The 26,293-nt window shown below is 71.3% G+C and carries 25 protein-coding genes; 9 read left to right on the forward strand and 16 right to left on the reverse strand.

Features of this window, described 5'->3' with window-relative positions:
* Positions 1-368: 368 nt before the first annotated feature.
* Genes ACZ4TR_RS24975 through kstD form a run of 6 tightly spaced genes read right to left on the reverse strand, consistent with a single transcriptional unit; the run spans position 369 to position 5,793 of the window.
* Positions 369-824, reverse strand: a complete 456-nt coding sequence (locus ACZ4TR_RS24975; RefSeq protein ID WP_465289250.1) for a riboflavin kinase — start codon at positions 822-824, stop codon at positions 369-371.
* A 34-nt stretch (positions 825-858) separates the two neighbouring features.
* A complete protein-coding gene (locus tag ACZ4TR_RS24980) occupies positions 859-1,707 on the reverse strand; it encodes a MaoC/PaaZ C-terminal domain-containing protein (protein WP_465289251.1) in 849 nt (282 codons plus the stop codon).
* A gap of 10 nt (positions 1,708-1,717) precedes the next feature.
* Positions 1,718-2,749 carry a 2Fe-2S iron-sulfur cluster-binding protein gene (locus ACZ4TR_RS24985; RefSeq protein WP_465289252.1) on the reverse strand — a complete coding sequence of 344 codons (1,032 nt, stop codon included), beginning with the start codon at positions 2,747-2,749 and terminating at the stop codon, positions 1,718-1,720.
* A complete protein-coding gene (locus ACZ4TR_RS24990) occupies positions 2,742-2,999 on the reverse strand; it encodes a hypothetical protein (RefSeq protein ID WP_364522360.1) in 258 nt (85 codons plus the stop codon). The genes ACZ4TR_RS24985 and ACZ4TR_RS24990 overlap by 8 nt, the downstream gene beginning before the upstream one ends.
* Positions 2,996-4,132: a Rieske 2Fe-2S domain-containing protein gene (locus ACZ4TR_RS24995; protein WP_465289253.1), complete on the reverse strand. Its 1,137-nt coding sequence runs from the start codon at positions 4,130-4,132 to the stop codon at positions 2,996-2,998. The genes ACZ4TR_RS24990 and ACZ4TR_RS24995 overlap by 4 nt, the downstream gene beginning before the upstream one ends.
* Complete coding sequence (gene kstD, locus ACZ4TR_RS25000; RefSeq protein WP_465289254.1) at positions 4,129-5,793, reverse strand: 3-oxosteroid 1-dehydrogenase; 1,665 nt, start codon at positions 5,791-5,793, stop codon at positions 4,129-4,131. The genes ACZ4TR_RS24995 and kstD overlap by 4 nt, the downstream gene beginning before the upstream one ends.
* A 201-nt stretch (positions 5,794-5,994) precedes the next feature.
* On the opposite strand from kstD, the gene ACZ4TR_RS25005 reads away from it, so the two are divergent.
* The 8 genes from ACZ4TR_RS25005 (at position 5,995) to ACZ4TR_RS25040 (ending at position 15,778) form a co-directional block, all read left to right on the forward strand.
* Positions 5,995-7,596 (forward strand): FAD-binding protein, encoded by a 1,602-nt coding sequence (locus tag ACZ4TR_RS25005; protein ID WP_465289255.1) that lies wholly within the window; start codon positions 5,995-5,997, stop codon positions 7,594-7,596.
* Positions 7,597-7,630: 34 nt separating this feature from the next.
* Positions 7,631-8,794: a 3-hydroxy-9,10-secoandrosta-1,3,5(10)-triene-9,17-dione monooxygenase oxygenase subunit gene (hsaA, locus tag ACZ4TR_RS25010; RefSeq protein WP_364522368.1), complete on the forward strand. Its 1,164-nt coding sequence runs from the start codon at positions 7,631-7,633 to the stop codon at positions 8,792-8,794.
* Entirely contained in the window at positions 8,794-9,639 is an 846-nt protein-coding gene (gene hsaD, locus ACZ4TR_RS25015; RefSeq protein ID WP_465289256.1) for a 4,5:9,10-diseco-3-hydroxy-5,9,17-trioxoandrosta-1(10),2-diene-4-oate hydrolase, read from the forward strand. The genes hsaA and hsaD overlap by 1 nt, the downstream gene beginning before the upstream one ends.
* Positions 9,639-10,550 (forward strand): iron-dependent extradiol dioxygenase HsaC, encoded by a 912-nt coding sequence (gene hsaC / locus ACZ4TR_RS25020; RefSeq protein WP_465289257.1) that lies wholly within the window; start codon positions 9,639-9,641, stop codon positions 10,548-10,550. Before hsaD ends, hsaC begins: the two co-directional genes overlap by 1 nt.
* The gene (gene hsaB / locus ACZ4TR_RS25025) at positions 10,547-11,086 is read left to right on the forward strand and encodes a 3-hydroxy-9,10-secoandrosta-1,3,5(10)-triene-9,17-dione monooxygenase reductase subunit (protein ID WP_465289258.1); all 540 of its coding nucleotides are present in this window, start codon (positions 10,547-10,549) and stop codon (positions 11,084-11,086) included. Before hsaC ends, hsaB begins: the two co-directional genes overlap by 4 nt.
* Positions 11,087-11,146: 60 nt before the next feature.
* Positions 11,147-12,211: a hypothetical protein gene (locus ACZ4TR_RS25030; protein WP_465289259.1), complete on the forward strand. Its 1,065-nt coding sequence runs from the start codon at positions 11,147-11,149 to the stop codon at positions 12,209-12,211.
* Between the two features lie 121 nt (positions 12,212-12,332).
* Entirely contained in the window at positions 12,333-12,932 is a 600-nt protein-coding gene (locus tag ACZ4TR_RS25035) for an Rv1733c family protein (RefSeq protein WP_465289260.1), read from the forward strand.
* A gap of 59 nt (positions 12,933-12,991) precedes the next feature.
* Entirely contained in the window at positions 12,992-15,778 is a 2,787-nt protein-coding gene (locus tag ACZ4TR_RS25040; RefSeq protein WP_465289261.1) for a transcriptional regulator, read from the forward strand.
* Between the two features lie 7 nt (positions 15,779-15,785).
* On the opposite strand, the gene ACZ4TR_RS25045 is transcribed toward ACZ4TR_RS25040, so the two are convergent.
* From ACZ4TR_RS25045 to ACZ4TR_RS25080, 8 genes are all read right to left on the reverse strand, one after another.
* Positions 15,786-16,040: a Smr/MutS family protein gene (locus ACZ4TR_RS25045; RefSeq protein ID WP_364522382.1), complete on the reverse strand. Its 255-nt coding sequence runs from the start codon at positions 16,038-16,040 to the stop codon at positions 15,786-15,788.
* Positions 16,037-17,098 carry an MBL fold metallo-hydrolase gene (locus ACZ4TR_RS25050; RefSeq protein WP_465289262.1) on the reverse strand — a complete coding sequence of 354 codons (1,062 nt, stop codon included), beginning with the start codon at positions 17,096-17,098 and terminating at the stop codon, positions 16,037-16,039. Before ACZ4TR_RS25050 ends, ACZ4TR_RS25045 begins: the two co-directional genes overlap by 4 nt.
* Positions 17,099-17,107: 9 nt before the next feature.
* Positions 17,108-18,130: a fatty acid desaturase family protein gene (locus tag ACZ4TR_RS25055; RefSeq protein ID WP_465289263.1), complete on the reverse strand. Its 1,023-nt coding sequence runs from the start codon at positions 18,128-18,130 to the stop codon at positions 17,108-17,110.
* 106 nt (positions 18,131-18,236) lie between these two features.
* Positions 18,237-20,612 carry an ATP-binding cassette domain-containing protein gene (locus ACZ4TR_RS25060; RefSeq protein ID WP_465289264.1) on the reverse strand — a complete coding sequence of 792 codons (2,376 nt, stop codon included), beginning with the start codon at positions 20,610-20,612 and terminating at the stop codon, positions 18,237-18,239.
* The gene (locus tag ACZ4TR_RS25065; protein ID WP_465289265.1) at positions 20,609-20,872 is read right to left on the reverse strand and encodes an AraC family transcriptional regulator; all 264 of its coding nucleotides are present in this window, start codon (positions 20,870-20,872) and stop codon (positions 20,609-20,611) included. The genes ACZ4TR_RS25060 and ACZ4TR_RS25065 overlap by 4 nt, the downstream gene beginning before the upstream one ends.
* An 11-nt stretch (positions 20,873-20,883) precedes the next feature.
* A complete protein-coding gene (locus ACZ4TR_RS25070) occupies positions 20,884-21,294 on the reverse strand; it encodes a VOC family protein (protein ID WP_465289266.1) in 411 nt (136 codons plus the stop codon).
* 10 nt (positions 21,295-21,304) lie between these two features.
* Entirely contained in the window at positions 21,305-21,748 is a 444-nt protein-coding gene (locus tag ACZ4TR_RS25075; RefSeq protein ID WP_465289267.1) for a helix-turn-helix transcriptional regulator, read from the reverse strand.
* 100 nt (positions 21,749-21,848) lie between these two features.
* A complete protein-coding gene (locus ACZ4TR_RS25080; RefSeq protein ID WP_465289268.1) occupies positions 21,849-22,727 on the reverse strand; it encodes a LysR family transcriptional regulator in 879 nt (292 codons plus the stop codon).
* A gap of 111 nt (positions 22,728-22,838) precedes the next feature.
* Between ACZ4TR_RS25080 and ACZ4TR_RS25085 the strand changes: the two genes are divergently transcribed.
* The gene (locus ACZ4TR_RS25085; protein ID WP_465289754.1) at positions 22,839-24,251 is read left to right on the forward strand and encodes an MFS transporter; all 1,413 of its coding nucleotides are present in this window, start codon (positions 22,839-22,841) and stop codon (positions 24,249-24,251) included.
* Between the two features lie 378 nt (positions 24,252-24,629).
* Here the strand turns inward: ACZ4TR_RS25085 and ACZ4TR_RS25090 are convergent, their stop codons facing one another.
* Together ACZ4TR_RS25090 and ACZ4TR_RS25095 are read right to left on the reverse strand one after the other, a co-directional pair.
* A complete protein-coding gene (locus tag ACZ4TR_RS25090; RefSeq protein WP_364522398.1) occupies positions 24,630-26,069 on the reverse strand; it encodes an NAD(P)/FAD-dependent oxidoreductase in 1,440 nt (479 codons plus the stop codon).
* Entirely contained in the window at positions 26,062-26,292 is a 231-nt protein-coding gene (locus ACZ4TR_RS25095; RefSeq protein ID WP_257922546.1) for a ferredoxin, read from the reverse strand. The genes ACZ4TR_RS25090 and ACZ4TR_RS25095 overlap by 8 nt, the downstream gene beginning before the upstream one ends.
* Between the last annotated feature and the right edge of the window lies 1 nt (position 26,293).

Genomic DNA, 26,293 nt, shown 5'->3' on the forward strand with positions numbered 1-26,293 from the left:
TCGCCCCTCTTTTTTTTTCCCCCCCCCCCCCCCCCCCCCCCCCCCCCCCCCCCCACCTCCCCCCCCCCCCCCCCCCCCCCCCACGCCCGGCCGGGTGAGAGGCCGCGCTCGCCAGCCCGCGGTCCGCCGGAGTTCGGATGGTGAGCGCCCGGAACTCGTGTGATCAGGGCCGGAACTCGCGTGATCCGGCGCGGATCTCGCGTGCGCTGAGGGGTATCGCGTGTGTCTGGAGGGGTATCGCGTGTGTTTGGAGGGGTATCGCGTGTGTTTGGAGGGGTATCGCGTGTGTTTGGAGGGGTATCGCGTGTGTTTGGAGGGGCATCGTGTGTGTTTGGAGGGGCATCGCGCCGAGTGGAGGCTCGGCGCTCTCAGCCTTCGACTCGGCGGACCTCGCCCAGGGGGCTTTCGCCGGCGGCCGGCAGCGAGGCCGCCGGGTGGGCGGCCGTCCACTGGGCGGCCGCCGCGATGTCGCTCTTCAGCGCTGTGATCAGGTCCTCCGCCGAGGCGTACGCCTGCTGGTCGCGCAGGTGGGACCCCAGCCACACCACCAGCGTCTCGCCGTACAGGTCGCCCGTGAAGTCCAGCAGGTGGGCCTCCAGCAGCCGGTAGCCGTCCGCTCCGTAGTACGTCGGGCGGCGGCCGACCGAGATCGCCGCCGGGACGCGCGAACCGTCGGCCCGGCCCACCCAGCCCGCCCACACCCCGTCGCCCACGGAGCCCGCCTGGTCGCCCAGTGCGATGTTGGCCGTGGGAAAGCCCAGCTCCCGGCCCCGCTGGTCGCCCGGCTCGACCGTGCCCCGCACCACGAAGTATTCCGAAGTCACCCCTCCACGTTAGCGGGCGACCGCCGGGACACTCTCACGAAGTGGGCACCAGCACCGTGTCCGCCAGCACCGGCGCGTCGTCGCGCTCCACCGCCGTCGTCGTCACGAGCAGCCGGTCGGACGAGCGCCACACCCGGATCCGCAGCGTCTCGCCCGGGAACACGACACCGGCGAACTTCGTCGCGAACGACGCCACCCGCGCCGGGTCGCCGTCCAGGAACTCGTTCACCAGCACCCGCGCCACGATCCCGTACGTGCACAGCCCGTGCAGGATCGGCTTCGGGAACCCGGCCGCCGCGGCGAACGCCGGGTCCGCGTGCAGCGGGTTGCGGTCGCCGCACAGCCGGTACAGCAGCGCCTGCTGCGGCAGCGTCGGCGTCTCGAAAACGAAGTCCGGCTCGTGCGAAGGCCACTCGATGCGATCCGACGGACCCCGCGAGCCGCCGAAACCCCCTTCACCGCGGGCGAAGATGCTCGACCGGGCCGTCCACAGTGGATCCCCTGACGACGACGTGACCGAAACCTCCTGGATCACCACCGCGGCCTTGCCCTTGTCGTACACGTCCGCGATCCGCGAGCGGGCCACCGCCTTCCCCGACGTCGGGATCGGCCGGTGCAGGGTGATCTCCTGCTTGCCGTGCAGCACCTTCGCCAGGTCGATCTCCACGCCCGGGAACGACAGCGCCGGCGGCTCGAAGACCCGCAGGTTCGCCGCGACCGTCGCGAACGTCGGCAGCACCACCAAGTCCTGCTCATAGGTGTAGCGCAGCTCCTCGGGGCCGGCCCCCAGCGCCAGGTGGTAGAGCAGCACGTCCGACGACGTCCAGGCGAAGTTCACCTCGCCGATCTCGGCGCCGATGGCGACCGCGGGATCGATGGGCACGCGGAAACTCCTATTCGTAGCTGATCGAGACGTCGTCGGTGACCGGCAGCGACTGGCAGGCCAGCACGATGCCGTCCGCGATGTCCTCGGCGTCCAGGACCTCGTTGTGCAGCATCTTCACCTCACCCGACACGACCCGGCACGCACACGCACTGCATTGTCCCTCGCGGCACGAGTACGGCGCGTCCATCCCCGCCTCCAGCAGGTGGTCGAGCAGCTTCCGCCGCCGCGGCCAGGCCATCGAGCGCGTGTCGCCGTCCAGCGAAACGGTCAGCGACGCCGGCGCCTCGTCCGACGCCGGCTCCTCCTCGACGGGGACTTCTTCGAACGGGTTGCCCGTCAGCGACGTGAACTTCTCGACGTGCACCCGGTCCCGCGGCACGCCGAGCTGGCCGAGCGCCTCGCGCGCGGCCGCCATGAACGGCGCCGGCCCGCACAGGAAGGCCTCGTGAGACGTGTACGCCGTGGCCAGCCCGCGCAGCTGCGAGACGTCCGGCAGCCCCTGCACGCTCTCCAGCCAGTGCACGACGACCAGGCGGTCTCCGTAGCGCTTCGCCAGCGACGCCAGCTCGCTCGCGAAGATCACCGAGCTTTCGTCGCGGTTCGCGTAGACCAGCACGACCCGGCCGGAGCCCTGCTCCAGCGCCGTCTTCAGGATCGCCATCACCGGCGTGATCCCGCTGCCGCCGGCGAACAGCAGGAAGTCCTCGTCCACCGACGCCGGGCAGAACACCCCCGCGGGCGCCAGGACGTCCACGGTCATCCCCGGGCGAAGCGACGAGCAGACCCAGCTCGACCCGTACCCGCCGTCGGTGCGCTTGACCGTCACCTGCACGCGGTTCTCGTGCGGCGCGCTCGACAGCGAGTAGCACCGGGCGACCGAACCGGTCCGGTCGCTGGGGATCTTCACCGTCAGGAACTGGCCGGCGGAATACCGGAACGCCTCGGCGTGCTCGGCCGGGATCTCGAACACCACCGACCGCGCGTCCGGCGTTTCGACGACGACGTCGGCGACCGTCAGCGTGTAGACCCGCTCAGCCATCGGCCACCGCCAGCGTGCCGTCGCGCACCGCGTCGCCGATGCTGTCCGCCAGCTTCGGGCACGTGTCGAGCAGCGCCGACGGCCCGTCCGCGTCGGCGAACACCGGGCACGTCTCCGCCGGTGAGGACGTCCACTGGATGCTCGTGTGCTGGATGCTGTTCTTCTTCACGAGCACGCACGTCCCGCAGCTGCGGCACTCGTGCGGCCGCAGCCCGCCCGACAGGAACTCGGCGGTCTCGGCGGTGGTCACACTTCCGCCTCGGTCTTCTGGCGGGCCAGGTTCTCCGCCACCTCGGCCGCCCACGCCTCGTTGGCCTTCGAAGTGTCCACTTCGAACTCGAACCGCCGGGTCATGTCCTCGGTGACGTCGGCGACGTCGACGTAGAACTGCTGGTACCAGCGGCGAAGCTGGTAGACCGGACCGTCCTCTTCGCACAGCAGCGGGTTGTCGATCTGCGTCTTGTGCTTCCAGATCTCGACGTCCTGCAGGAACCCGGCGCCGATGCCCTTGGCGAGCTTCGCCGCGATCTTGTCCGCGTGCTCGTCGGTCAGCCCGTTCTGCTTCTTGACCTTCATCCCGTACTGCAGCACGAACGACGTCGGCGTCACGGGGTAGTGGCAGTTGATGAGCACGCTTTCGATCTCGTAGCCCTGGAACGAGTTCACCAGCTTGTTGATCATGTAGGACGGCCCGAAGTACGACGCCTCCGACCGCAGCAGGTTGTCCTCGCCGCCGTAGTTGGACGCCATGCCCATGTCCGGGCGGCCCTTGGTGTTGAGGTACTGCGTCGCGATGTGGCCTTCGAAGACGTTCTTGAAGTACGTCGGGTAGGCGTAGTGGATGTAGAAGAAGTGCGCCATGTCGACGACGTTGTCGATGATCTCGCGGCAGTTGGAGCCGTCGATGAAGATCGAGTCCCACGTCCAGTTGCTCCACTCGGAGCTGTCGGCGGCTTCGATGTGCGGGATCGCCAGTTCCTCCGGCGGCGGGTTGCCTTCCGGGTCGTGCCAGACCATGAGCTGGCCGTTCTGCTCCGACGCCGTCCACGACCGCGTCCGCGCGCGCAGCGGAACCCGCTTGGCGTAGGGGATCGAGACGCACTTGCCCTTGCCGTTCCAGCGCCAGTCGTGGAACGGGCACGCGACCTCGTCGCCCTTGACGGTGCCCTGGGTGAGGTCGCCGCCCATGTGCCGGCAGTAGCCGTCGAGGACGTTCAGCTCTCCGTGAGAGTCGGCGAACACCACCAGCTTCGTGCCGAACGCCGTGACCGCGTGGGGTTTCCCGTCGCGGAAGTTCTTCGCCAGGCCGAGACAGTGCCAGCCGCGCGCGTAGCGGGTCGGCGGCTCACCGGCGTAGATGGTGCGTACGGACTCCTGCGTCATCGCTCGCCTCCCGTGGTCCCCTGATCTTCGTGCGCCAGCCGCGTCGCCGCAAGGTAGCCGAACACCATGGCGGGACCGATGGTCGCGCCCGGCCCGGCGTACGTCCGGCCCATCACGGCCGCGCTGACGTTGCCCGCGGCGTAGAGGCCCGGCACGGCGGAGCCGTCTTCGCGCAGGACCTGCGCGTGCTCGTCGGTGCGCAGGCCGCCTTTGGTCCCCAGGTCGCCCGGCACGATCTTCACCGCGTAGTAGGGCGCCTTGTCGAGCGGGCCGAGGCTGGGGTTGGGTTTGTTGCGCGGGTCGCCGTAGTAGTGGTCGTACTTGCTGACGCCGCGCTGGAAGTCTTCGTCGACGCCGTTGCGGGCGAAGCCGTTGAAGCGCTCGACGGTCGCTTGCAGACCGTCCGGCGGGACGTCCATCTTCGTGGCCAGCCCGGCCAGTGAGCCGGACTTCACCGCGATCCCGGCCTTGAACCAGCGCCCGGGCAGCGGCTGGCGCGGCCCGACGCCGGTGAACATGTACCGGTCCTTGTAGCGCTGGTCGAACACGAGCCAGGTCGGGATGTGCTCGCCCGGCCCGTCACCTTCGCCGTACATCGCGTGCACGGCTTCGACGTAGGGCGCCGACTCGTTGACGAACCGCTCGCCGCGGGCGTCGACCATGATGCAGCGCGGCCGCGAGCGTTCGGCCAGCGCGAACCAGGGACCGCCGGTGAGCGGCAGCGACGGGCCCCACCAGGCGTCGTCCATCAGGTCGAGGGCCGCACCCAGCTTGAGGCCGGCGGTGATGCCGTCGCCGGTGTTGGCGGCCGCGCCGACGGTCCAGTCGGTGCCGATCGGCGCGCGCTGGTACTTCTCGCGCATCTCGAGGTTCTGCTCGAACCCGCCGCTGGCCAGGATCACGCCCCGCCGGGCTCGGACGACTCCCGTCGCGGTGACGACGCCGGTGACGCGGTCGTCCTCGAGGTGCAGGTCGACCAGCGGGGTGTTCAGCCGGACGTCGACGCCCGCCCTGGTCAGGCCCACCCGCAGGCCGGCCGCAAGCGCTTGCCCCATGCTCAGCAGCCGCTGCCCGCGCAGCTTCCCGGCCAGCCACTGGGCGCCGAGCGACAGCACCCGGACGGCGCCGCGCGGGTGCCGGGCCAGCAGGCTCAGCCAGCGGTAGTCCGCCTGGGTGATGGGCACGCCGAGCGGGGGAGCGCTGTACGGCGGTTCGAGGTGGGCCAGGTCGTCGCCGAGCAGCTTGCCGTCGAAGGCCATCGGCTCGACCGACCGGCCACCGGGGCGTCCGCCCGGGGCTTCGGGGTGGTAGTCGCTGTAGTCGCGGACCCAGCGGAACTTCAGCGGCGTGTGGTCGCAGACGAACTTCAGCACCTCGGGACCGTGGTCGAGGAACGTGTCGCGCCGGACGGCCGGGACGACGTCACCGACGATCGAGGCCAGGTACTCGCGGGCCCGTTCGGGTGGTTCGTCGATCCCGGCGGCGCGCAGCGCGTGGTTGCCCGGCAGCCAGACCCCGCCGCCGGAGCGAGCGGTCGAGCCGCCGAAGCGGGCCGCCTTCTCGAGGACAACGACGCTCAGACCGGCTTTGGCCGCGGCCAGCGCGGCGGTCATCCCGGCGGCGCCACTGCCGACGACGACGACGTCGAACTGCTCGCTCATGCCACCTCACCTGCTGTATCCATGGTTACCGATCCGGCCGACAGCCACGGCGGAAAGGCTGCCCGTGAGCGGGTAGCCGCCGGTCCGTGTCCGCCTGCTTTTCGGCCATATCGGTAACGTGTTCCACAAGAAGAGTATCCAGTTGAGAGTCGCTTTCGGCCACCATAGACGAGAACGTGTTCCAGTTCTAGGGTGGTGACCATGGACGAACTCGTCGCGGACGTGGTGATCGTGGGGTTCGGGGCGGCCGGCGCCTGTGCCGCCCTGGAAGCGGCCGACGCGGGCGCGGACGTCGTCATCGTCGAACGCTTCGCCGGTGGGGGCGCCAGCGCGGTCAGCGGTGGCGTCGTCTACGCGGGCGGCGGCACGCGCCAGCAGCTCGACGCGGGTGTCGACGACTCCGTCGACGCGATGTACGCCTACCTGCGGCTCGAGGCCGGCGACGTCGTGTCCGAGAAGACGTTGATGCGGTTCTGCGAGGGCAGCCGCGAGATGATCACCTGGCTGGAGACCAACGGCGTGCCGTTCGAAGGCAGTCTCTGCCCGTACAAGACGTCGTACCCGAGCGACGAGCACTACCTCTACTACTCCGGCAGCGAAGCCGCCGGCGGCTTCCGCGACGCGGCGGAACCGGCTCCGCGCGGCCACCGCGTCAAGGGGCCTGGGACCTCGGGGAAGATGCTGATGGCGCGCCTCGAGGAGGCTGTCCGCAAGCGCGGCATCCGCGTGCTGACGCAGACCACCGCGCGGGCCCTGGTCCGCGACGGCGAAGGGCGCGTCACCGGCCTCGTCGCCGACTCGCTCGGCGACGCGCCCGCGTGGGTGCGGGCCCGGCACCAGCGCTTCGCGCAGTACGCCGCGAAGCCGGGCATCTACGTGCCCGCGTTGCGCAAGTCGCTGCACCGCCGGGTCGAGCGCTTCGAGCGCAGTCACGGCCGTGAGCTGCGGATTTCCGCCCGGCGCGGGGTCGTCCTCGCCGCGGGCGGGTTCATCGCCGACCGTGAGATGGTGCGCGAGCACGCGCCGCGGTACCGCGGCGGGCTCCCTCTCGGCACGTCCGCCGACGACGGCTCGGGTATCCGGATGGGCGTCGAGGCCGGCGGTGCGACCGGCGAGCTGGGCCGGATCTCCGCGTGGCGGTTCGTCACGCCGCCCAGCGCGTTCCTCGGCGGGATCATCGTCGACGCCGAGGGGAAGCGGGTCATCGACGAGTCGCGGTACGGTGCCGCGGTCGGCGAGAAGCTCATCGAGGAGCACGGCAGCAAGGGCTGGCTGCTCGTCGACGCCTCGATCGTGGCGGAGGCCCGCCGGGACGGCCGGAAGCAAAGCCAGTGGTTCCAATGGCTTCAGCTGCGGTACCTGCTGCGCCGCGGCCGCGTGCTCGGCTCCACGCTGGACGAGGTGGCGCGCAAAGCCGGGGTCGACGCCGAGGGCCTGCGGGCGAGCGTCGAGGCGTACCACGGCGACGAAGACCCGATGGGCAAGCCCGCCGAGTTCCGGCGGCGGCTGGAGCACCCGCCGTTCTCGCTCATCGACATCTCGGTACGGCCCAACCTCGGTTACCCCACGCCGATGCTCACCCTCGGCGGCTTGGTCGTCGACGAGGACACCGGCGCGGTGCGGAGCACGGCGGGGGAGCCGATCGCCGGGCTGTACGCCGCCGGCCGCACCGCCGTGGGAATCTGTTCCAGGTCCTACGTCAGCGGGCTCTCGCTGGCCGACTGCGTGTTTTCCGGCCGCAGGGCGGGGATCAACAGCGCTCTGGCGCAGGGCGTTCTCGACAAAAACGAGAACGTGTTCTAGTCTTCGGTGGTAGCGAAACGAGAGAGGACTGCGCATGAGCGAGCAGGTGATCGCCGGGGTCCGGGACCTCCTGCCGGTCCTGCGGGAACGGGCCCAGGACACCGAGGACGCGCGAAACGTCCCCGAGGAGTCCGTCAAGGCCCTGCAGGAGACCGGGTTCTTCAAGCTGCTGCAACCGAAGCCCTACGGCGGCTTCGAAGCCGACCCGGTGAGCTTCTACACCGCGGTGAAGCTGATCGCGAGCGCGTGCGGGTCCACCGGCTGGGTCGCCTCCATCCTCGGCGTCCACCCGTGGCACGTGGCGCTGTTCGACGCGCAGGCCCAGCAGGAGGTCTGGGGCGAGGACGAGGACGTGCGGATCTCCTCGTCGTACGCCCCGATGGGCAAGGCGGAGGTCGTCGAAGGCGGCTACCGGCTGTCGGGCCGCTGGAGCTTCTCCTCCGGCTCCGGTCACTGCACGTGGGTGCTGCTCGGGGGACCCGCGTTCTCCGGCGGCAAGCCGGTCGACTTCTGCACGTATCTCCTGCCCATCGCGGACTACACCATCGTGGACGTCTGGGACACCGTCGGCCTGCGTGGCACCGGCTCGAACGACATCGTCGTCGAGGACGTCTTCATCCCGCAGCACCGCGCGCTGAGCTTCATCGCGACGTCCAAGTGCAAGGTGCCCGGCCAGGCCGTCAACCCCGGGCCGCTGTACCGGCTGCCCTACGGTTCGGTGCACCCCAGCACGATCACGGCACCCATCATCGGCATGGCGCAGGGTGCCTACGACGCGCACGTCGAGCACCAGCGCAAGCGCGTGCGGGCCGCGTACGCCGGCGAGCAGTCCAAAGAGGACCCGTTCGCCAAGGTGCGGATAGCCGAAGCCGCCAGCGAGATCGACGCCGCGTGGCTGCAGCTGACGCGCAACATCGACGAGCTCTACGAACTGGCCAAGCGCGAGGAACGGCTGCCGTCCGACCTGCGCCTGCGTGTCCGGCGTGACCAGGTGCGCGGCACCGAACGCGCGATCTCCGCGATCGACCGGCTCTTCGAGAACTCCGGCGGCCGCGCGATCCAGCGCGGCACGCCGATCCAGCGCTTCTGGCGCGACGCGCACGCCGGCCGGGTCCACGCGGCCAACGACGCCGAGCGCGCGTACGTCATGTTCGGCACCGGGGTCTTCGGGCTCCCCGTCGAGAACGCGATGTACTGATGGCCGGTCCGGAAGGGAAGTACGTCCAGGCGGGCTCGCTGAAGCTGCACTACCACGAAGCCGGCGCCGAACACGCCGAGACCGTGATCCTGCTGCACGGCGGCGGGCCCGGCGCGTCGGCGTGGAGCAACTTCGGGCGCAACCTGCCGGAGTTCGCCAAGCACTACCGCACGATCGCCGTCGACCAGCCCGGCTTCGGGCGCTCGGACAAGCCGGCCGAGCACCCGCAGTACTTCCGCCACAGCGCGGACGCCGTCGTCGGCCTGATGGACGCCCTCGGCGTCGAGCGCGCCCATTTCATCGGCAACTCCCTGGGGGGCGGGGCCGCGGTCCGGCTCGCCTTGAACCACGGGAAGCGGGCCGGGCGGCTGGTGCTCATGGGACCCGGCGGGCTGAGCGTCAACGTCTTCGCGCCCGACCCCACCGAAGGCGTCAAGAACCTCGGCAAGTTCGCCGCGAAACCCAGCCGGGAACGCATGGAAGCCTTCCTGCGCATCATGGTCCACGACCAGGGGCTGATCACCGACGAGCTGATCGACGACCGCTTCGCCGCGGCGAACACGCCGGAGTCCCTGGCCGCGATGCGGGCGATGGGGATGTCCTTCGCCCAGCCTGACACCTACGAAGAAGGCATGCTCTGGCGCGAAGCCCACCGCCTCCGCCAGCGCGTGCTCCTGATCTGGGGCCGCGAGGACCGCGTCAACCCCCTCGACGGGGCACTCGTGGCGCTCAAGACGATTCCGCGCGCGCAGCTGCACGTGTTCGGCGGCTGCGGGCACTGGGCCCAGCTGGAGAAGTTCGACGAGTTCAACCGGCTGGCCCTCGACTTCCTCGGGAGTTCCTGATGGGCATCCGGTCACTGGGCTACCTCCGCATCGAAGCCACCGACATGGCCGCGTGGCGCGAGTACGGGCTCAAGGTGCTCGGCATGGTCGAAGGCAAGGGCACCAACTCCGAAGCGCTTTACCTGCGCATGGACGACTTTCCCGCGCGGCTGGTCATCTCGCCCGGGTCCGCGGACCGGCTGGTCGTCACCGGCTGGGAGGTCGCGAACGCGGGCGAGCTCGCCGAGCTCCGGTCGCGGTTGGACGGTGCCGCGGTGCCGTACAAGGAGGGCACTCCGGACGAGCTGGCCGACCGCCGCGTCGACGAGCTGATCAGCTTCGAGGACCCGTCCGGCAACACCCAGGAGGTGTTCCACGGCGTCGCGCTGCAGCACCGGCGCGTCGTGAGCCCGTACGGCCACACGTTCGTCACCGGCGAGCAGGGTCTCGGCCACGTCGTCTTGTCCACAAAGGACGACGAAGCGTCGCTGCGGTTCTACCGTGACGTCCTCGGCTTCCGGCTGCGCGACTCGATGCGCCTGCCGCCGCAGATGCTCGGCCGGCCCGCCGACGGCCCGCCCGCGTGGCTGCGGTTCTTCGGCTGCAACCCCCGCCACCACAGCCTGGCGTTCCTGCCGATGCCGACGCCGAGCGGGATCGTGCACCTGATGGTCGAGGTGGAGAACACCGACGACGTCGGCCTGTGCCTCGACCGCGCGATCCGGCGGAAGGTGCCGATGTCGGCCACGCTCGGCCGGCACGTCAACGACCTGATGCTGTCGTTCTACATGAAGACCCCCGGCGGTTTCGACGTCGAGTTCGGCTGCGAAGGCCGCCAGGTCGACGACGACAACTGGATCGCCCGCGAGAGCACCGCGGTGTCCCTGTGGGGCCACGACTTCTCGGTCGGTGCACGGCCGCCCGGCGCATGACTTCGGTGGTGGTCGACCAGGCCGGGTTCCGCAGCGTCCTCGGGCACTTCTGCACGGGCGTCACCGTGGTCACCGGCCGGGACGGCGACACCCTCGCCGGGTTCGCCTGCCAGTCGTTCGCCGCCCTGTCGCTCGACCCGCCGCTGGTGCTGTTCTGCCCGGCCCGCACGTCGCGGACCTGGCCGGTGCTCGCCGCGGCGGGCCGGTTCGCGGTCAACGTCCTGGCCGAGGACCAGCAGGAGGTCAGCGCGGTGTTCGGGGCCCGTGGTGAGGACAAGTTCGCGCGGGTCGGCTGGACGCCCGCGCCGTCCGGGGCCCCGCTGCTCGACGGCGCGCTCACCTGGATCGACTGCGAACTGGAAGCCGTGCACGAGGCGGGCGACCACTACGTCGTGATCGGCCGGGTGACGGCGCTCGGCACGCCGTCGGACGCCCGGCCGCTGCTGTTCCACCGGGGCCGGTACGCGGTCACCGAGCCGGCCCGCGACGCGCTCGCGGCGCTGATGCCCTGGCCGCGTCCCGACGACTGGCTCTGACGTAACGGCCGCCGCGCCGCGGGCGACTTCCCGGGGAGTCGTCGCCCGAGGAGGACCACCGTGCAGCTGTGCGGTTTCCCGGCCGCCGAAGTCGAGTTCGGCCGGGCGGGCGAGCTCGTCGGCGACCGGGGTGTGGGCGTGCGGGCGATCGCCGTCGAAGCCACCGATCTGCTCGTGCTCTGCCACGGCTGGAGTCACCGGCTCTGCGCCGCGCTCGCCAAGTCCCTGCGCTCGGTACGCGACGACGTGCCCGGCCGCCGGGTCGCGCTCGCCTGCGTCCGGTGGCCGTCCCCCGAGTCGCCCGGCGCCGACCTCGCGGAGCGGCTGGACCGGCTGCGGGACCTCCGGCCCGGGGAACGGCTCACCATCGACGCGGCCGCCGACCTCGTGCCGGCGCTGACGGCCCGCGCGACCGCGCGCACGGCGTTCGCCGCCGCCGTGCTCTCCGTGGCCACCCGAGGTGCCGAAGACCACGAAGACGCGTCGGCGCAGCTGTTCTCCCTGCCCGGCGGCACGGTCATGGACCGGCTCGCGAAACCGGCGGCCGAGCGGCTGCTCGACTACTTGGTGCACTACGAGCTCAAGGCCCGCGCGAGCACGGTGGGGGAGCACGGCCTCGCTCCGCTGCTCGGCGCGCTCGCCCGGCCGGGCCTGCGGATCCACCTCGCCGGACACGGTTTCGGCGGCCGGGTGGTGACGGCGGCGGCGAACGCGCGTCCGGCCGGTTCAACGGCCACGGTGACGTTGCTGCAGGCGATGGTCTCGCAGTACGGCTTCGCTGCGGACCGGGGCGACGGGCAGCCCGGTGAATTCCGCTCCGTCCTCGACGAGCACGTCGTGACCGGGCCGATCCTGATCACGCACACCGTCCACGACGCCGCTGCCGACGTCCCCTACTCGATCGCGGAAACGCTGGTGGGCGGCTCCTACGGCGGCATCGGCCGCCACGGCGCGCAGCGGACGCCCGAAGCCGTCACCGCCGAGCTGTTACCGGTGAGCGGGACATACCGTTGGCGTCCGGGCGTCCCGCACAACTTGCCGGCCGACCGGTTCGTGCGCGGTCACGACGACGTCTGCGGCCCGGAGATCGCTCACGCGTTGTGGTCGGCGATCGCGGCGAGTTAGGGCGACCGGGTGGTTGTGCAGGGTTTCACAGGTGGGCCCCATCCCATTCACGAGAGAAAGGCGAGCCTTAGAGCGCACACTGTTACCCAGTTGCAGTGTTTCCGGGAGGAGTGTGTCGCGCATGCGTGGGCCCAGCGGACGGATCGCCCGGTTCCGGCGCCGGTTGCACCCCGGCCGCAATCCGCTGACCAGGTTCGGCGACCGCGTCGAGGCCGCGCTGCTGGCGCTGGTCTTCGCCGGCGCGCTGCTGGCGCTGCCGTTCGCGGCGGCGTTCGGGTCCGACACCTACGCGTCGCAGACCGCCCGCGCCGAGCAGGAACGCACGACCCGGCACCCGGCGACGGCGGTGTCCCTGGCCGCGGCGCCCAACCAGCCCTACAGCACCGACGGCGCGGGAGCCCCGGCCGACCGGACGACGGTCCAGGCCGCCTGGTTCGACGCCCGCGGCGCCCGCCACACGGGCGACGTCCTCGCCGACGCGGGCAGCTCGGCGGGCACGCACGTGCCGGTGTGGCTGGACCAGCGCGGCGAGCTGGCGAACGAGCCGCTCTCGCCGGCCACTTCGGCGGCGGACGGAGTCTTCGCGGCGATCCTGCTGTGGGTCGCGATCACCGGGTCCCTGGCGGGGTTGTACGGAATCGCGCGGTTCGCGGTGGGCCGCTTCCACTCCGCGGCGTGGGACCGGGCCTGGGCCGAAGCCCGCCACGACAGCCGGTTCTGAGTCACCGAAAAGCCGATATCGCCCGGCCGGGACGCTCACGTTCGTTACCATCCCGCTCCGTGACCGCTTCGCCACAGACCGGCTCCGGTTCCCGGAGTGACCACGGGAACCCGGACAGCAGGGCCCCGAAGGATCTCGTCGACGAGCTGGGCAAGCTGGCCGGCGAGGTGCTCGACGACCTCGAGCGCCGGCTCGACCGGAAACGTCCGGAGATCGACCTCGGCGAGCTGCGCCCGGACGTGATCACCAGGGTGACGGGCGACTGGCCGGCTTTGCTCAGTGAGGTGAAGAGCGAGACCGCCGCGCTCGAGGACGCTCGTCAAGCCCTGTCGGCCCACCGGCACCCGCCCGTACCCCCGGCCGGTCCGCCGGATCTCCGGGACAAGAGGGCACATGCGGCGCTCGGCGCCGCGCTCGCGCTCGGCGTGCTCGGTCCGGTGGCCTTCTGGCAGTTCCTCCAGGCGCCCTTGAGCCCCACCGGCCACTTCTGGGTGTCCGTGGCCGTCGTGGTCGTCGGCTTCGCCCTGCTCCGCCCGATTTACGTGGCCGTCGAGCGGGCGGGTCGCAGGCTCACCGGCGTACCGGCCCGCGGTGGCGCGGGATGGCCGTTGGTCACCGGCTTCGTCACGGTGTACCTGCTGATGCTGTGGCGGTACTGGACGGCTTTCGAGGAGTTCGCGGGCCCGGTGCTGTCGAAGGGAGTCTGGATCGTCGCGGGCGTGGGCATCCTCGTGCTGGCTTTCGGCGCTTACGCGGCCACCAACGAGCCCGCTCGACCGGAGCTGAAAGCGCATCGCATCCCGACCCCGGTCGTCGGCCGGGAAGTCCGCGTCACCGCAGTCGCGATGGTTCTCGCGGCTCTCGTGCTGACCGGAGTGGTGCCGGTGCCGGGGCCGGATTGGGTGAGTTGGTCGTCGGCCGATGTGCTGGCCCTGCTGACGATGGTGCTCGGGGGTCCGCTGGTGCTGAGCGCACGACTGCCCCGGTGGCTGTCGCGGGACGTGAGCCGTGTCGGCAGCCGCGGGTGGAAACAGCAGGAAGACCGGCTGGCGAAGAAATGCGAAGAGGCCATGAGCGCGTGGCGGAAAGCAGCCGAGGGACCCGTCCGGCAGCTGGTCGTGCACCACACCAACGAGGCGCGCCACCCGCCCTTCAGCACGGTGCTGCCAAGCTACGACCCCCGCGCGCTCGGCCGTATGCGCGCGGACCAGCCGATCGCTCGCAAGACCGCGGCCGGCCAGCGGCTGGAGATGGTGCTGGCCGGCCTGAGCGGTGGCGCGGTCGGCGTGGCGGGACCGCGGGGCGCCGGCAAGTCGACCTGGCTCGAGGCGTTCCGGGACGGCAAGCTCCAGGACTTCCGCGACGCGCACATCGCGTTGCTCGAGAGCGTGCCGGTGCGCTACGACATGCGCGAGTTCGTCCTGTACCTGTACGCCCGCATGTGCGGCGCGGTCATCAAGTTCTGCGACGGACCCGGAGGTGGCGATGCCGGGCAGTCGGCCTTCCGGCCGGTCTGGCGCGCCCGGCTGCGGCGGTGGTGGCCGTTCGCCGCGATCGTGGCCTCGTGGCTCGTCCTGGGACTGGCCGGCTCCCTGTCGTTGCGCGACCCGAAGGTCGACATCAGGACGTGGCTCACGTCGCTCTGGTGGCCCGTGGTGTCGTTGTTCGGGGTGGGCGGTCTGCTCGCCGTGGCGGTGCGCCACCGGCCGGCCGGTCCTCCCGCTCCCGCACCGAGCCGCGCAGGCGGACCGGGGGAAACACCGCCGGAAGACCTGCCCGCGCTGCGGCGCCTGGCGGTGGACCGGCTCGAGGAGATCGAGTTCCAGCAGAAGCACACGGCGGGCTGGTCGGGGAAGGTCGGTGTCCTCGCCGGTGCCGAAGTGGGACTCAGCGGTTCGCGGGAGGTGACCCGGCAACCCCGCACGTACCCGCAGATCGTTCGCGATTTCGGCGAGTTCCTCCGGGCGACCGTCGCGTGTGTCGAGCGAGAGCCCGGCGTCGCGACCCCCTCGGTGGTGATCATCCTCGACGAGCTCGACAAGATCGCCACACCGGAAGCCGCCCAGGACTTCGTCAACGAGATCAAGGCGCTCGTCGACGTGGGCGTGCCGGGATTCCTGCTGCTCGTGTCGGTGTCGGAAGACGCCCTCGCGTCCTTCGAGCGGCGCGGGCTCCCGGTCCGGGACGCGTTCGACAGCACGTTCGACGTCATCCTCCGGCTGGAGTACCTGACCCTCGGCGAAGCGAAAGAGATGTTGAGCAACCGCGTCCTCGGCCTGCCGGAGCCCTTCACCTGCTTGGCCCACTGCCTGGCGGGCGGACTGCCCCGGGAACTGATCCGGGTGACGCGGGAGATGATCCGCGAAAGCGGCTCACTCCCTGACGTCGCGCACCGGATGGTCGCCGGGGACCTGAGGAACAAGCTCGGCGCGCTGCGCACGGTCGTCGCACACGGCACCTACGACGACGTCGCCGCGAGTGAACTGGTCCGGCACGTCGACGCGCACGCCGTCGCCGACCCGGCCGTGTTGCTGCGCGCGGTGCGGCAGCCACCTGCAGCCGCCGGCCACGCGGCGGAGCCGGCCTCGTTGCACCGGTTGCGGCTGGAGACGCTCGGGTACCTCTACTACCTGGCCACCGTGCTCGAAGTGTTCGGCGCCGGCTTCGCTCCGGCGGATCTCGACCGTGGCCGCACCGGGGGAGACACGTCCTTCGACACCCTCGGCTCGGTGCGCCAGCTCTTCTCCGTCAACGCCCGGCTGGCCTGGCTGACCGTCAGCGCGTTCCGCCAGGCGTGGGAGCTCGCGACCGTCGCGCCACCCGATGCCGACGAAGCCGGGCGGTGACTCGCCTTCACTTCCAGCGGAAGTGCACGAACACCCGGCCGAAGTTGTCCTTGTCCTTCTCGATCCGGTGGTAGAGCGCTTTGACGTCCTTGCGCTCGAGGAACCGCAGGACGTGCTTCTTCAGCTGGCCTGAACCCTTGCCGGGGATGATCTCGACGAGCGGTGCCTTCTTCGCGACGGCCTCGTCGATGATCCCCTTGAGCGCCCGGTCGATCTCCCCGCCGCGGTTGTAGATGTCGTGGAGGTCCAGCTTCAGCTTCACAGCGCCTGCCACCAGCCGTCGACCGGGGGCGGCTCCGTCACGTCGATGCGCTCGCCCGGGCGGGGGATCGCCAGCGCCAGGTCCGCCGCCTTCGCCTCCCGCCACACCCGGTCCGCCGGCTCGCCCCACGGGTGCATGGCCAGCTGGAACGTCGCCCAGTGGACCGGGATCAGCAGCTTCGCCCGGACGTCGAGGCCCGCCGCGACGCCTTCCTCCGGGGTCATGTGGATGTCCGGCCAGTGCGGGGCGTACGCGCCGACCTGGATCAAGGCCGCGTCGAACGGGCCGTGCTGCTCGCCGATCGCGGCGAAACCGTCGAAATATCCCGTGTCGCCGCTGTAGAAGACGCGGTGCGCCGGCCCCAGCAGCGACCACGACGTCCACAGCGTGTCGTCGTTCGTGATGCCCCGGCCGGAGAAGTGCTGGGCCGGCGTCGCGACGAAGCGTACGCCGGCCACCGTGGCCTCTTCGTGCCAGTCCAGCTCGATGATGCGCGACGCCGGGACGCGCCAGCGTTCGAGGTGCGCGCCCACCCCGAGCGGCACCAGGAAGGGCGCCTCGGACGACGCGACCAGGGCGCGGACCGTCGCCAGGTCCAGGTGGTCGTAGTGGTCGTGCGAGATCACCACCGCGTCGACCCGGCCGACCCCGGCCAGCGTCACCGGGGGCTCGTGCAGCCGCCGCGGGCCCGCGAACGCCGCGGGCGACACCCGGTCGCTCCAGACCGGATCGAGCAGCACGCGGGCGCCGTCCAGCTCGACCAGCGCCGACGCGTGGCCGTACCACGTCACGTGCAGGCCGTCGGCCGACAGCACCGGCTCCGACGCCACCAGCGGCACCGCGCCGGCGGGCTTGCGCAGCTCGCGGTGCTCGCCGAAGAACATCTCGCGGAAGATCGTCCGCATCGCCGCCGCCGTCATCGGGTGCCGGGGCGCCACGTTGCGGAACACCTTGCCGTCGAACTGCGGCGAGGTGCGGACCCGCTCGGCCCGGGCGCCGGCGGCCTTCGCGCCGAACGCCGCCGGCAGGTCCCGCAGGGCCGCGATCGTCTTCCTCATACTCCGAGTCTACGAACGGTTCCTGAGAGGGGCCCCAGCTTCGTGCAGGTGGGTGAGGGCCTGGCGGTAGGACTCGACCAGGCTCGTCTGCAGGTAGGGGACGCCCAGCTCGGCGCAGTAGCCCTCGACGATCGGCTGCGCCAGCCGCAGGTGCCGCGACGGCATGCTCGGGAACAGGTGGTGCTCGATCTGGTAGTTGAGGCCGCCGAGGGCGACATCGATCACGGCGCCGCCGCGGACGTTGCGGGAGGTCAGCACCTGCTTGCGGAGGAAGTCGAGCTCGGGCTGCCCGGTCAGCGTCGGCATGCCCTTGTGGTTGGGCGCGAAGATCGATCCCATGTAGATGCCCCAGAGTGCCTGGTGGACCACGAAGAACAGGATCGCCATGCCGGGGGAGAGCACGGTGATCAGCGCGCCGAGGTAGACGACGACGTGCGTGGCGAGCAACGCGGCTTCCACCCAGCGGCGGCGCAGGCCCGGCTTGCACACCGCGCGGATTCCCGACACGTGCAGGTTGAGGCCTTCGAGCGTCAGCATCGGGAAGAACAGGAACGCCTGGTAGCGCCCGATGAACCGGGCGGCGCCGCTCGCTTCCCGGGCCTGGCCCTTCGACCACACGAAGATGTCCGGGTCGACGTCGGGGTCGAGCTCCTCGTGGTTCGGGTTGGCGTGGTGGCGGGTGTGCTTGTCCATCCACCAGCCGTAGCTCATCCCGATGCCGAGGTTGCCGACGAGCATCCCGGCGATCTCGGTGGGCCGCCGGCGGCGGAAGACCTGCTTGTGCGCGAGGTCGTGCGAGAGCAGCGCGATCTGCGCGAACATGACGGCCTGGAATGCGGCGACGGCGAGCTGCCACCACGAGTTCCCGAGCAGGGCGAAGGCGACCCACCCGGCGGCGAACAAGCCGCCCACGACGGCGAACCGGGCGGTGTAGTAGCCGGGACGGCGCACCATCAGGCCGGCGGCGGAGATGCGTTGGCTCAGCCGGGCGAAGTCGCTACCGGTGCTGACGGGGTTCTCGGTGGTGGTCACCGTCCCTAGTCTTCCGGGTAGGGGTCGGCCCGGGAAACCCGGAGTGCCCCCGGCACATTCCGGGGGCCTGCCCCACCCCCGAATCTGGTATAGGGGCCCGTAACGATCAGCCGACGTACTCGGCGAGGTGTTCACCGGTCACTGTGGACCGCGAAGCGACCAGTTCGGCGGGTGTGCCTTCGAACACCACGCGGCCGCCGTCGTGGCCGGCGCCCGGGCCGAGGTCGATGATCCAGTCCGCGTGGGCCATCACCGCCTGGTGGTGCTCGATCACGATCACCGACTTGCCCGCGTCCACCAGCCGGTCCAGCAGGCCCAGCAGCTGCTCGACGTCGGCCAGGTGCAGGCCGGCCGTCGGCTCGTCGAGGACGTAGACCCCGCCCTTCTCCGCCATGTGCGTCGCCAGCTTGATGCGCTGCCGCTCGCCGCCGGACAGCGTCGTGAGCGGCTGGCCGAGCGTCAGGTACCCCAGGCCGACGTCGGACAGGTGCGTCAGGATCTTGTGCGCCGCCGGGAGGGCCGCGTCGCCGCCCGCGAAGAACTCGAGCGCCTGCGCCACCGACATCGTCAGCACCTCGCTGATGTCCCGGCCGCCGAACTGGTAGTCGAGCACCTCGGCCAGGAACCGCTTGCCCTCGCAGACCTCGCACGGCGTCGCGGTGCCGGCCATGATCCCCAGGTCGGTGTAGACCACGCCTGCGCCGTTGCAGTTCGGGCACGCGCCTTCGGAGTTCGCGCTGAACAGCGCCGGCTTGACGCCGTTGGCCTTGGCGAACGCCTTGCGGATCGGCTCCAGCAGCCCCGTGTACGTCGCCGGGTTGCTCCGGCGCGAGCCGCGGATCCCGGTCTGGTCGACCGTCACCACCCCCTCACCGCCGGACACCGAGCCGTGGATCAGCGAGCTCTTGCCCGAGCCGGCCACCCCGGTCACGACGGTCAGCACGCCGAGCGGGACGTCGACGTCGACGTCCTGGAGGTTGTGCGTAGAGGCGCCGCGCACCTCCAGGAAGCCCGACGGCGACCGCACGGACGACTTCAGCGACGCGCGGTCGTCCAGGTGCCGCCCGGTGAGCGTCTTGCTCTTCCGCAGACCGTCCACAGTGCCCTCGAAGACGATCTCGCCGCCCTCGGCGCCGGCGCGCGGCCCGAGGTCGACGACGTGGTCGGCGATCGCGATCGCCTCCGGCTTGTGCTCGACGACCAGCACCGTGTTGCCCTTGTCGCGCAGCTGCAGCAGGAGCTCGTTCATGCGCCGGATGTCGTGCGGGTGCAGCCCGATCGTCGGCTCGTCGAAGACGTAGGTGACGTCGGTGAGCGACGACCCGAGGTGGCGGATCATCTTGGTGCGCTGGGCTTCCCCGCCCGAGAGCGTGCCCGACGGCCGGTCGAGCGAGAGGTAGCCGAGCCCGATCTCGACGAACGAGTCGAGGGTGCGCCGCAGCGCGTCCAGCAGCGGCGCGACGGACGGTTCGGCGAGCTTCCCCACCCAGCCGGCCAGGTCGCTGATCTGCATCGCGCACGCGTCGGCGATGCTGATCCCGTCGATCTTCGACGACCGGGCCTCTTCGGACAGCCGCGTGCCGGCGCAGTCCGGGCACGTGGTGAACGTGACGGCCCGCTCGACGAACGCGCGGATGTGCGGCTGCATCGAGTCGACGTCCTTGGACAGCATCGACTTCTGGATCGCCGGGACCAGCCCCGAGTACGTCAGGTTGATGCCCTCGACCTTGATCTTGGTCGGTTCCTTGTACACCAGGTCGTTGAACTGCTTCTTGGTGTACTTCTTGATCGGCTTGTCCGGGTCGAAGAAGCCGGAGCCGCGGAAGATGCGGCCGTACCAGCCCTCCATGCTGTAGCCGGGGATCGTGATCGCGCCTTCGTTGAGCGACTTGTCCTCGTCGAACAGCGCGGTCAGGTCGATGTCGTTGACCTTGCCGCGGCCCTCGCAGCGCGGGCACATGCCCCCGGTGATGCTGAAGCTGCGCCGCTCCTTGACCTGCCGCCCGGCCTTCTCGATGGTGACGGCGCCCGCGCCGCTGATCGAGGCGACGTTGAACGAGAACGCCTGCGGCGAGCCGATGTGCGGCTGCCCGAGCCGGCTGAAGAGGATCCGCAGCATCGCGTTGGCGTCGGTGGCGGTGCCGACCGTGGAGTGCGGGTTGGCGCCCATCCGCTCCTGGTCCACGATGATCGCCGTGGTGATCCCGTCGAGGACGTCGACGTCGGGGCGGGCCAGCGTCGGCATGAACCCCTGCACGAAGGTGCTGTACGTCTCGTTGATCAGCCGCTGCGACTCCGCGGCGATCGTGCTGAACACCAGCGAGCTCTTGCCGGAACCGGAGACCCCGGTGAACACCGTCAGGCGCCGCTTCGGCAGCTCGACATGGACGTCCTTGAGGTTGTTCACGCGCGCGCCGTGGACGCGGATCAGGTCGTGGCTGTCGGCGACGTGCGGCGCGGACTTCCTCGTGGGCTTGGTCATCGGGTCTCCAGCACTAAGTGGGTGGTGAGCGTACGGCCGGCCCGCACCGCTTGGGCGGCCCGCTGGTAGGCGTGCGGGGAAAGCCCGTACGCCAGCCGGAAACGGTCCACGAACTGGGGCGCCGGCAGGTCCGCCAGGTGCGCCAGGGCCTCGAGGTCGAGGGGGCGCGTGGGATTTCGGTCGATGTGGTCGCGGACGCGCCGCAGCAACGTCAGCTCACGGAAGTGCTCGCGGGCGGCGACGGTCAGGCCGAGGCACATGCGGGTTCCCTTCAGCGCAGCTCTTGGATGCGCAGGAGGTTGCCGGCGGGGTCGCGGAAGGAGCAGTCGCGGATGCCGTAGGGCTGCTCGACCGGCTCCTGGACGACCTCGGCGTTGCCCGCCTCGAGCTTGGCGAAGAGCGCGTCGAGGTCCTTGGTGGCGAGGTTGACCGAAGCGTAGGTGCCCTTGGCCATCATCTCGGCGATCATGCGGCGCTCGTCGTCGGTGAGGCCGGGCGTCGCGGCCACCGGCGACAGCACGATCGCCGTGTCGGGCTGGTTCGGCGGGCCGACGGTGATCCAGCTCATCTCGCCGTACTTGACGTTCTGGCGGACCTCGAAGCCGAGCAGGTCGCGGTAGAAGGCGAGGGACGCTTCCGGGTCGGTGTGGGGGAGGAAGCTCGAGTGAATGGTGACGTCCATGGCCGTCACCCTAGGTGGCCGCCGAGGGCCGCGCTTCTCGATTCCTGATCGGTCTGGTGACCTGCTTGGCCACGCACGGCGGCATCCCGACGGTGGCCGCCGCCTGCTCCTCGCGGTAGACGCTCGGCGGCACGCCCACCAGCTCGGCGAACCGGGTGCTGAAGGTGCCCAGCGACGAGAAACCGACGGTGAAGCAGACCTCGGTGACGCTCAGCTCGCCCTTGCGCAGCAGCGCCATCGCCCGCTCGATCCGCCGCGTCATCAGGTACGAATACGGTGACTCTCCGTAGGCCTTGCGGAACTGCCGGCTGAGGTGCCCGGCGGACATGCCGACCCCGCGCGCGAGCGCTTCGACGTCGAGCGGCTGGGCGTACTCCCGGTCGATCCGGTCCCGGACCCGGCGCAGCAGCGCGAGGTCGCGCAGGTACTGAGCCGTGGCGGCAGTGCTGGTCACGGGACCGATCGTCCCACACCGGACCGTCCCCGCGGGACGCTTCGGCGGCTCCCGAAACGTCTTGAATGACTCATTCAAGACGCCGGAAGCGGTGGCGCGGTCAGCGGAGCGCGTCGGTGATCGTGTCGCGCAGCCAGCGCTGGGCCGGGTCCGCGGCCAGCCGCGCGTGCCAGGACAGGCGCACCTCCACCTCCGGCAGCTCCGCCGGGACCGGGAACCACCGGAGTCCCAGCGCCGGGCCGTGCTGCTCGGCCAGGCGCTGCGGGAGCAGCCCCACGTAGTCGCTCGACGAGACCACCAGCGCGGCCACCGCGGACGTCGGCACCACCGCGGCCACCCGCCGCTGCAGGCCCGCCGCGGCGAGGACTTCGTCCAGCGGCCCGCGCGCCCGGCCCCGCCGGGACGCCGATACGTGCGGATGGCGGCACAGCTGCGCCAGCGTCGGACGGCGGTGCCTGCCCAGCGGGCTGTCCGCGCGCACCGCCGCGACCAGGCGTTCGCGGTACAGCACGGCGCTGTGGATGTCCGGGGCCGCGTGCTCGCCCACGCCGATGTCCAGGTCGATCGAGCCGTCGCGGAGCGCCTCGGCGCTTTCGGTGCCCTCCGCGACGAAGCGGAGCGTGACGCCGGGGGCGGTGGCAGCCGTCGCTTCGGCCGCCGCCGTGGCCAGGGTCGCCGCCACGCCGTCGTTGATGCGGATCGTGAACGTCCGCTCGAGGTCGGCGATCGCCACCTCGGTGCTGATCAGCGCCGACGCCTCCTCCAGCAGCGACCGCACGCGCGGGGCGGTGCGCAGCGCGAACGGCGTCGGGGCCATCCCGCGGCCCGCGCGGACCAGGATCGGGTCGTTCATCGCCCGCCGCAGCCGGCCGAGCGCGCGGCTCGTGGCCGGGATGGACAGGTTCAGGCGTTCGGCCGCGGCCGTGACGCTGCCCTCCCGCAACAGCGCGTCGAACACGCGCAGCAGGTTCAGGTCCATGGTTGCACTGTACGCAAGGCTGCCTTGCCGAAGTTGCGTGGCGTGCAGCACCTGGCGGTTTCTACCGTCAGGCACATGCACCTCGAGAAACGAAGCGGCCTGCTCACGCTCATGTGCGCCTGCGTCGTGCTCGTCGTCGGCATGGTCGCGGCGGTCAACCTCGCCGTCCCGATGCTCGCGGCGAGCCCACTGCACCCGTCCGCGTCCACGCTGGTCTGGATCGTCGACACGTACGTCATCGTGTTCGCCTGCCTGGTGATCCCAGGCGGTGCGGTGGGCGACCGGTTCGGCCGCAAGGGCGTCCTGCTGGCCGGGCTCGGGCTGTTCGCCGCCGGCGCGCTGCTGTCGGCGGTGGCCCCGGACGTCGTCCTGCTGCTCGCCGGCCGGGCGCTCACCGGGGTCGGCGCCGCCGCCGTGCTGCCCAACTCGCTCGCCGTCCTGCTCCACGCCGTGCCGCCGGAGAAGAAGGCCGCGACCGTCGCGACCTGGGCGTCGATGACCGGCATCGGCGGCGTCCTCGGCAACGCCGGCGGCGGGCTGGTCCTGACCGCGGGGTCGTGGCGCTGGCTGTTCGCCGCTGCCGGGCCGCTCGCCCTGGTCGCCGCGGCCCTGGTGGCGCGCACCGCGCCGGTGTCGTCGCGCCACGACCGCCGGCTCGACCCGCTCGCCGCGGTACTGCTCGTCGGCGCGTCGGTCGCCCTGCTCGTGGGGATCGTCCAGGGTCCGGAAGCGGGCTGGGGGAGCGCGGTCGTCGTGACCGGGTTCGCCGGCGCCGCCGTGCTGTTCGCCGCGTGGACGTTCGTCGAACTCCGGGCCGGGCACCCGCTGCTGGACCCGCGGCTGTTCCGGAACGCGGGCCTGCGCAGCGCCTGCCTCGGGATGACGGCGATCTTCTTCGGCATGTTCGCGCTGTTCTACGTCAACGCGTCGTTCCTGCAGTACGCCAAGGGATTCGGCGTCCTCGGCACCGGGCTGGGGATCATCCCGCTGACCGTCCCGATCATCCTCGGCGGCCGCCACGCCGGCCCGCTGGCGCGGCGGATCGGCCTCGACACCACCGTCGCGCTGGCCTTCGCGTTCGTCGGCGGCGGCCTGCTCGGACTGTCCACGAGCGACGCGGAGACGCCGTACGCGGGTTACGCCGCCTGGCTGGTGGTGACGGGGATCGGTGTGACACTCGCACTGCCGACGCTGTCGGGCGTCATCGCCGGTTCATTGCCGCCGGACCGGGCGGGCGTCGGCACCGGGCTGCAGGCCACCACCCGGGAGTTCGGCAGCGCGCTCGGCGTCGCCGTCATCGGGACGGTCATGACCGCGAAGTTCGCCGCCGCGCTCCCGCCCGAGGCTCGCGGCGCGCACACGGTGGCCGAAGCACTGGCCAGGACGCGAAGCGCGCACGACGTCGCCACGGCCTTCGTCGCGAGCGCGGACGCCGGCCTGCGGGTGGTCGGGATCGCGGTCCTCGTCCTCGGCGTGCTCGTCGTGGCCGAATCGAAGGTGTCCCAAGGGGTCCGGACGAGGTGAAGGCCGTCTCGAGGGTTCCCGTTCCCTCGAGACGGCCCGCACCGGTGCAACCCCGACCCGACTTTTCGACCGGGCCGGCCGTTCCGGCGGCATACCCTTCCGCCGGAACGGCCGGCCCGGACGTGCACGCCGCGACGGCGGAACCGCCGTGACGCTCGACCCCGGACCCCCGCCCGGTGCGCCGGAAGAAGGCCACCCCGGGGGTGTCGGGTTCCCTCGGGATGGCCCTCTTCCGGCCCGCCGGGCGCTCGTTCCACTACGGACGCGAGGCGGGCAGAGGGACGTTGGGGGCCGGTCACCACACCGCCCAGCCGCGGAGGGGGTGTGGTGACCGGCGAGGGACGATGGCCGCCGCGCGCAGCCACGTCCCGGCTTCTGCTACCTCCCGATCGGGATGGCCATGGTCGGCGGCGCCGCCGCGCCGGGCTGCGCGGCGAACGCCGTGGTGGGCGGGGCCGCCAGCGCGGGGAACGCCGTCGTGGGGATGTCGTTGGCGAACTCGCTCTCGAACTCGCGCTCGAAGGCCTGGTGGTCGAAACCGCTGTCGAACTCCGGCGGCACGTCGGCCGCCAGCGCGGCCGGCGACGGTTCGACCGTCGGGACCTCCGCCACCTCGGGGGCGGGAGCGGGCTCCGGCTCCGGCACGTAGTCGGGTGCGGGCAGCCGGCGGTCGAGCTCGGCCATCCAGTCGAGCATCGCCCGCGGCTTGTCCCACGAGGAGATGCCGACGAGCCGGCCGTCGCGGATGAAGCCGGTGATGCCGTCCGCCAGCGTCACGGTGTCCTCGGCCAGGCTGGGCATCCCGCACATCTGCAGCCGCGTGTCGTACAGCGTCGACCAGGCCCGGGGGAGCGGGGTGAACGGCTTCGCGCTGGACTGGCCCATCAGCAGGTTGTCCGCCGCGTGCCGGGCCGACTCGACGGCGTTGATCCAGTGCTCGACCCGCCGCGGGGTCTCGTCGAACCGCAGGTTGGGCCAGCGCGCGATGTCGCCGGCGATGACGACGTCGGAGGCGCCCTCGGCGAACAGCTTCGAGTCGCAGAGCACGCCGTCGCTGATGTCGAGGCCGGAGCCGCGCATCCAGTCGACCGACGGGACGCTGCCGATGGCGAGCACGACGACGCTGGCGACCAGCAGCTGGTTGTTCGTCAGGTGCAGACCGACGGTGTCCTTGGTGCTGATCCAGTGCCGCACTTCGCTCTTCATCGCGAGTTTCGCGCGGTGCTCGTGGTGCGCTTCGACGATGCCGCTCGAGACGCGGTCGCCGAAGCGGTGCAGTGGGGCCTTCGCGTGCCCGATGAGCGTGACGTCCCGGCCGATGTGCCGCATGCTCGCGGCGAACTCGTTGCCGATCAGGCCGGCGCCGATCACGACGGCCGGCTTCTTGCTGGCGTTGAGGCAGCGCCGCACCGCCATCGAGTCCTCGACCGTGCGCAGGATCCGCACGCGCGGGTCGTGCCGCGGCGCCCCGGGCAGGTGCCGCGGGTAGACGCCGGTCGCGGCGATCAGGCCGTCGTACCAGAGGGATTCGCCGCCGGGCAGGTGCACGACCCGCTCGGTGGTGTCCAGGTGCGTGACCCGCGCGCCGAGGCGCCAGTGCACGTCGAGGTCCGGCAGGTAGTGCGAAAGGCCCACGTCGCTGGGCCGTTCGGTCCCCATCACCAGTGCCTTGGAGACCATCGGCCGGTGGTAGGGCCGCCGGGCTTCGTCGCCGATGAGGACGATCTCGCCGTCGAAGTTCTGCTCGCGCAGCCGTTCGGCGGCGCGCAACCCGGCGACACCCGCGCCGACGATGACGATCCGGTCGCCGTCAGCCATCGAGCTCTCCTCTCATCACGACCGCCTGCATCGGGCAGCAGCGGGCCGCCATCTTCGCCTGTTCCATGGTCGTTTCGTCCAGCAGCCGCGTGTGGAAGCGCAGGCGGCCGTCCTGGCCGAGGTCGAACACGTCCGGCGCCTCCATGGCGCAGATGCCGTAGAGCTCGCACCGGTCGTTGTCGACGCTGATCCGGGGGCCGCCACCGGGCAGTCGGAAGGGCATG

It is taken from the genome of Amycolatopsis sp. NPDC028719, from assembly GCF_055565395.1.

Coding starts and splice junctions, on each gene's coding strand:
- ACZ4TR_RS24985 (WP_465289252.1), bottom strand. CDS start 2,749: ATGGCTGAGCGGGTCTACACGCTGACGGTCGCCGACGTCGTCGTCGAA.
- ACZ4TR_RS24995 (WP_465289253.1), bottom strand. CDS start 4,132: ATGACGCAGGAGTCCGTACGCACCATCTACGCCGGTGAGCCGCCGACC.
- kstD (WP_465289254.1), bottom strand. CDS start 5,793: ATGAGCGAGCAGTTCGACGTCGTCGTCGTCGGCAGTGGCGCCGCCGGG.
- ACZ4TR_RS25005 (WP_465289255.1), top strand. CDS start 5,995: ATGGACGAACTCGTCGCGGACGTGGTGATCGTGGGGTTCGGGGCGGCC.
- hsaA (WP_364522368.1), top strand. CDS start 7,631: ATGAGCGAGCAGGTGATCGCCGGGGTCCGGGACCTCCTGCCGGTCCTG.
- hsaD (WP_465289256.1), top strand. CDS start 8,794: ATGGCCGGTCCGGAAGGGAAGTACGTCCAGGCGGGCTCGCTGAAGCTG.
- hsaC (WP_465289257.1), top strand. CDS start 9,639: ATGGGCATCCGGTCACTGGGCTACCTCCGCATCGAAGCCACCGACATG.
- hsaB (WP_465289258.1), top strand. CDS start 10,547: ATGACTTCGGTGGTGGTCGACCAGGCCGGGTTCCGCAGCGTCCTCGGG.
- ACZ4TR_RS25035 (WP_465289260.1), top strand. CDS start 12,333: ATGCGTGGGCCCAGCGGACGGATCGCCCGGTTCCGGCGCCGGTTGCAC.
- ACZ4TR_RS25050 (WP_465289262.1), bottom strand. CDS start 17,098: ATGAGGAAGACGATCGCGGCCCTGCGGGACCTGCCGGCGGCGTTCGGC.
- ACZ4TR_RS25060 (WP_465289264.1), bottom strand. CDS start 20,612: ATGACCAAGCCCACGAGGAAGTCCGCGCCGCACGTCGCCGACAGCCAC.
- ACZ4TR_RS25065 (WP_465289265.1), bottom strand. CDS start 20,872: ATGTGCCTCGGCCTGACCGTCGCCGCCCGCGAGCACTTCCGTGAGCTG.
- ACZ4TR_RS25070 (WP_465289266.1), bottom strand. CDS start 21,294: ATGGACGTCACCATTCACTCGAGCTTCCTCCCCCACACCGACCCGGAA.
- ACZ4TR_RS25080 (WP_465289268.1), bottom strand. CDS start 22,727: ATGGACCTGAACCTGCTGCGCGTGTTCGACGCGCTGTTGCGGGAGGGC.
- ACZ4TR_RS25085 (WP_465289754.1), top strand. CDS start 22,839: ATGTGCGCCTGCGTCGTGCTCGTCGTCGGCATGGTCGCGGCGGTCAAC.
- ACZ4TR_RS25090 (WP_364522398.1), bottom strand. CDS start 26,069: ATGGCTGACGGCGACCGGATCGTCATCGTCGGCGCGGGTGTCGCCGGG.
- ACZ4TR_RS25095 (WP_257922546.1), bottom strand. CDS start 26,292: ATGCCCTTCCGACTGCCCGGTGGCGGCCCCCGGATCAGCGTCGACAAC.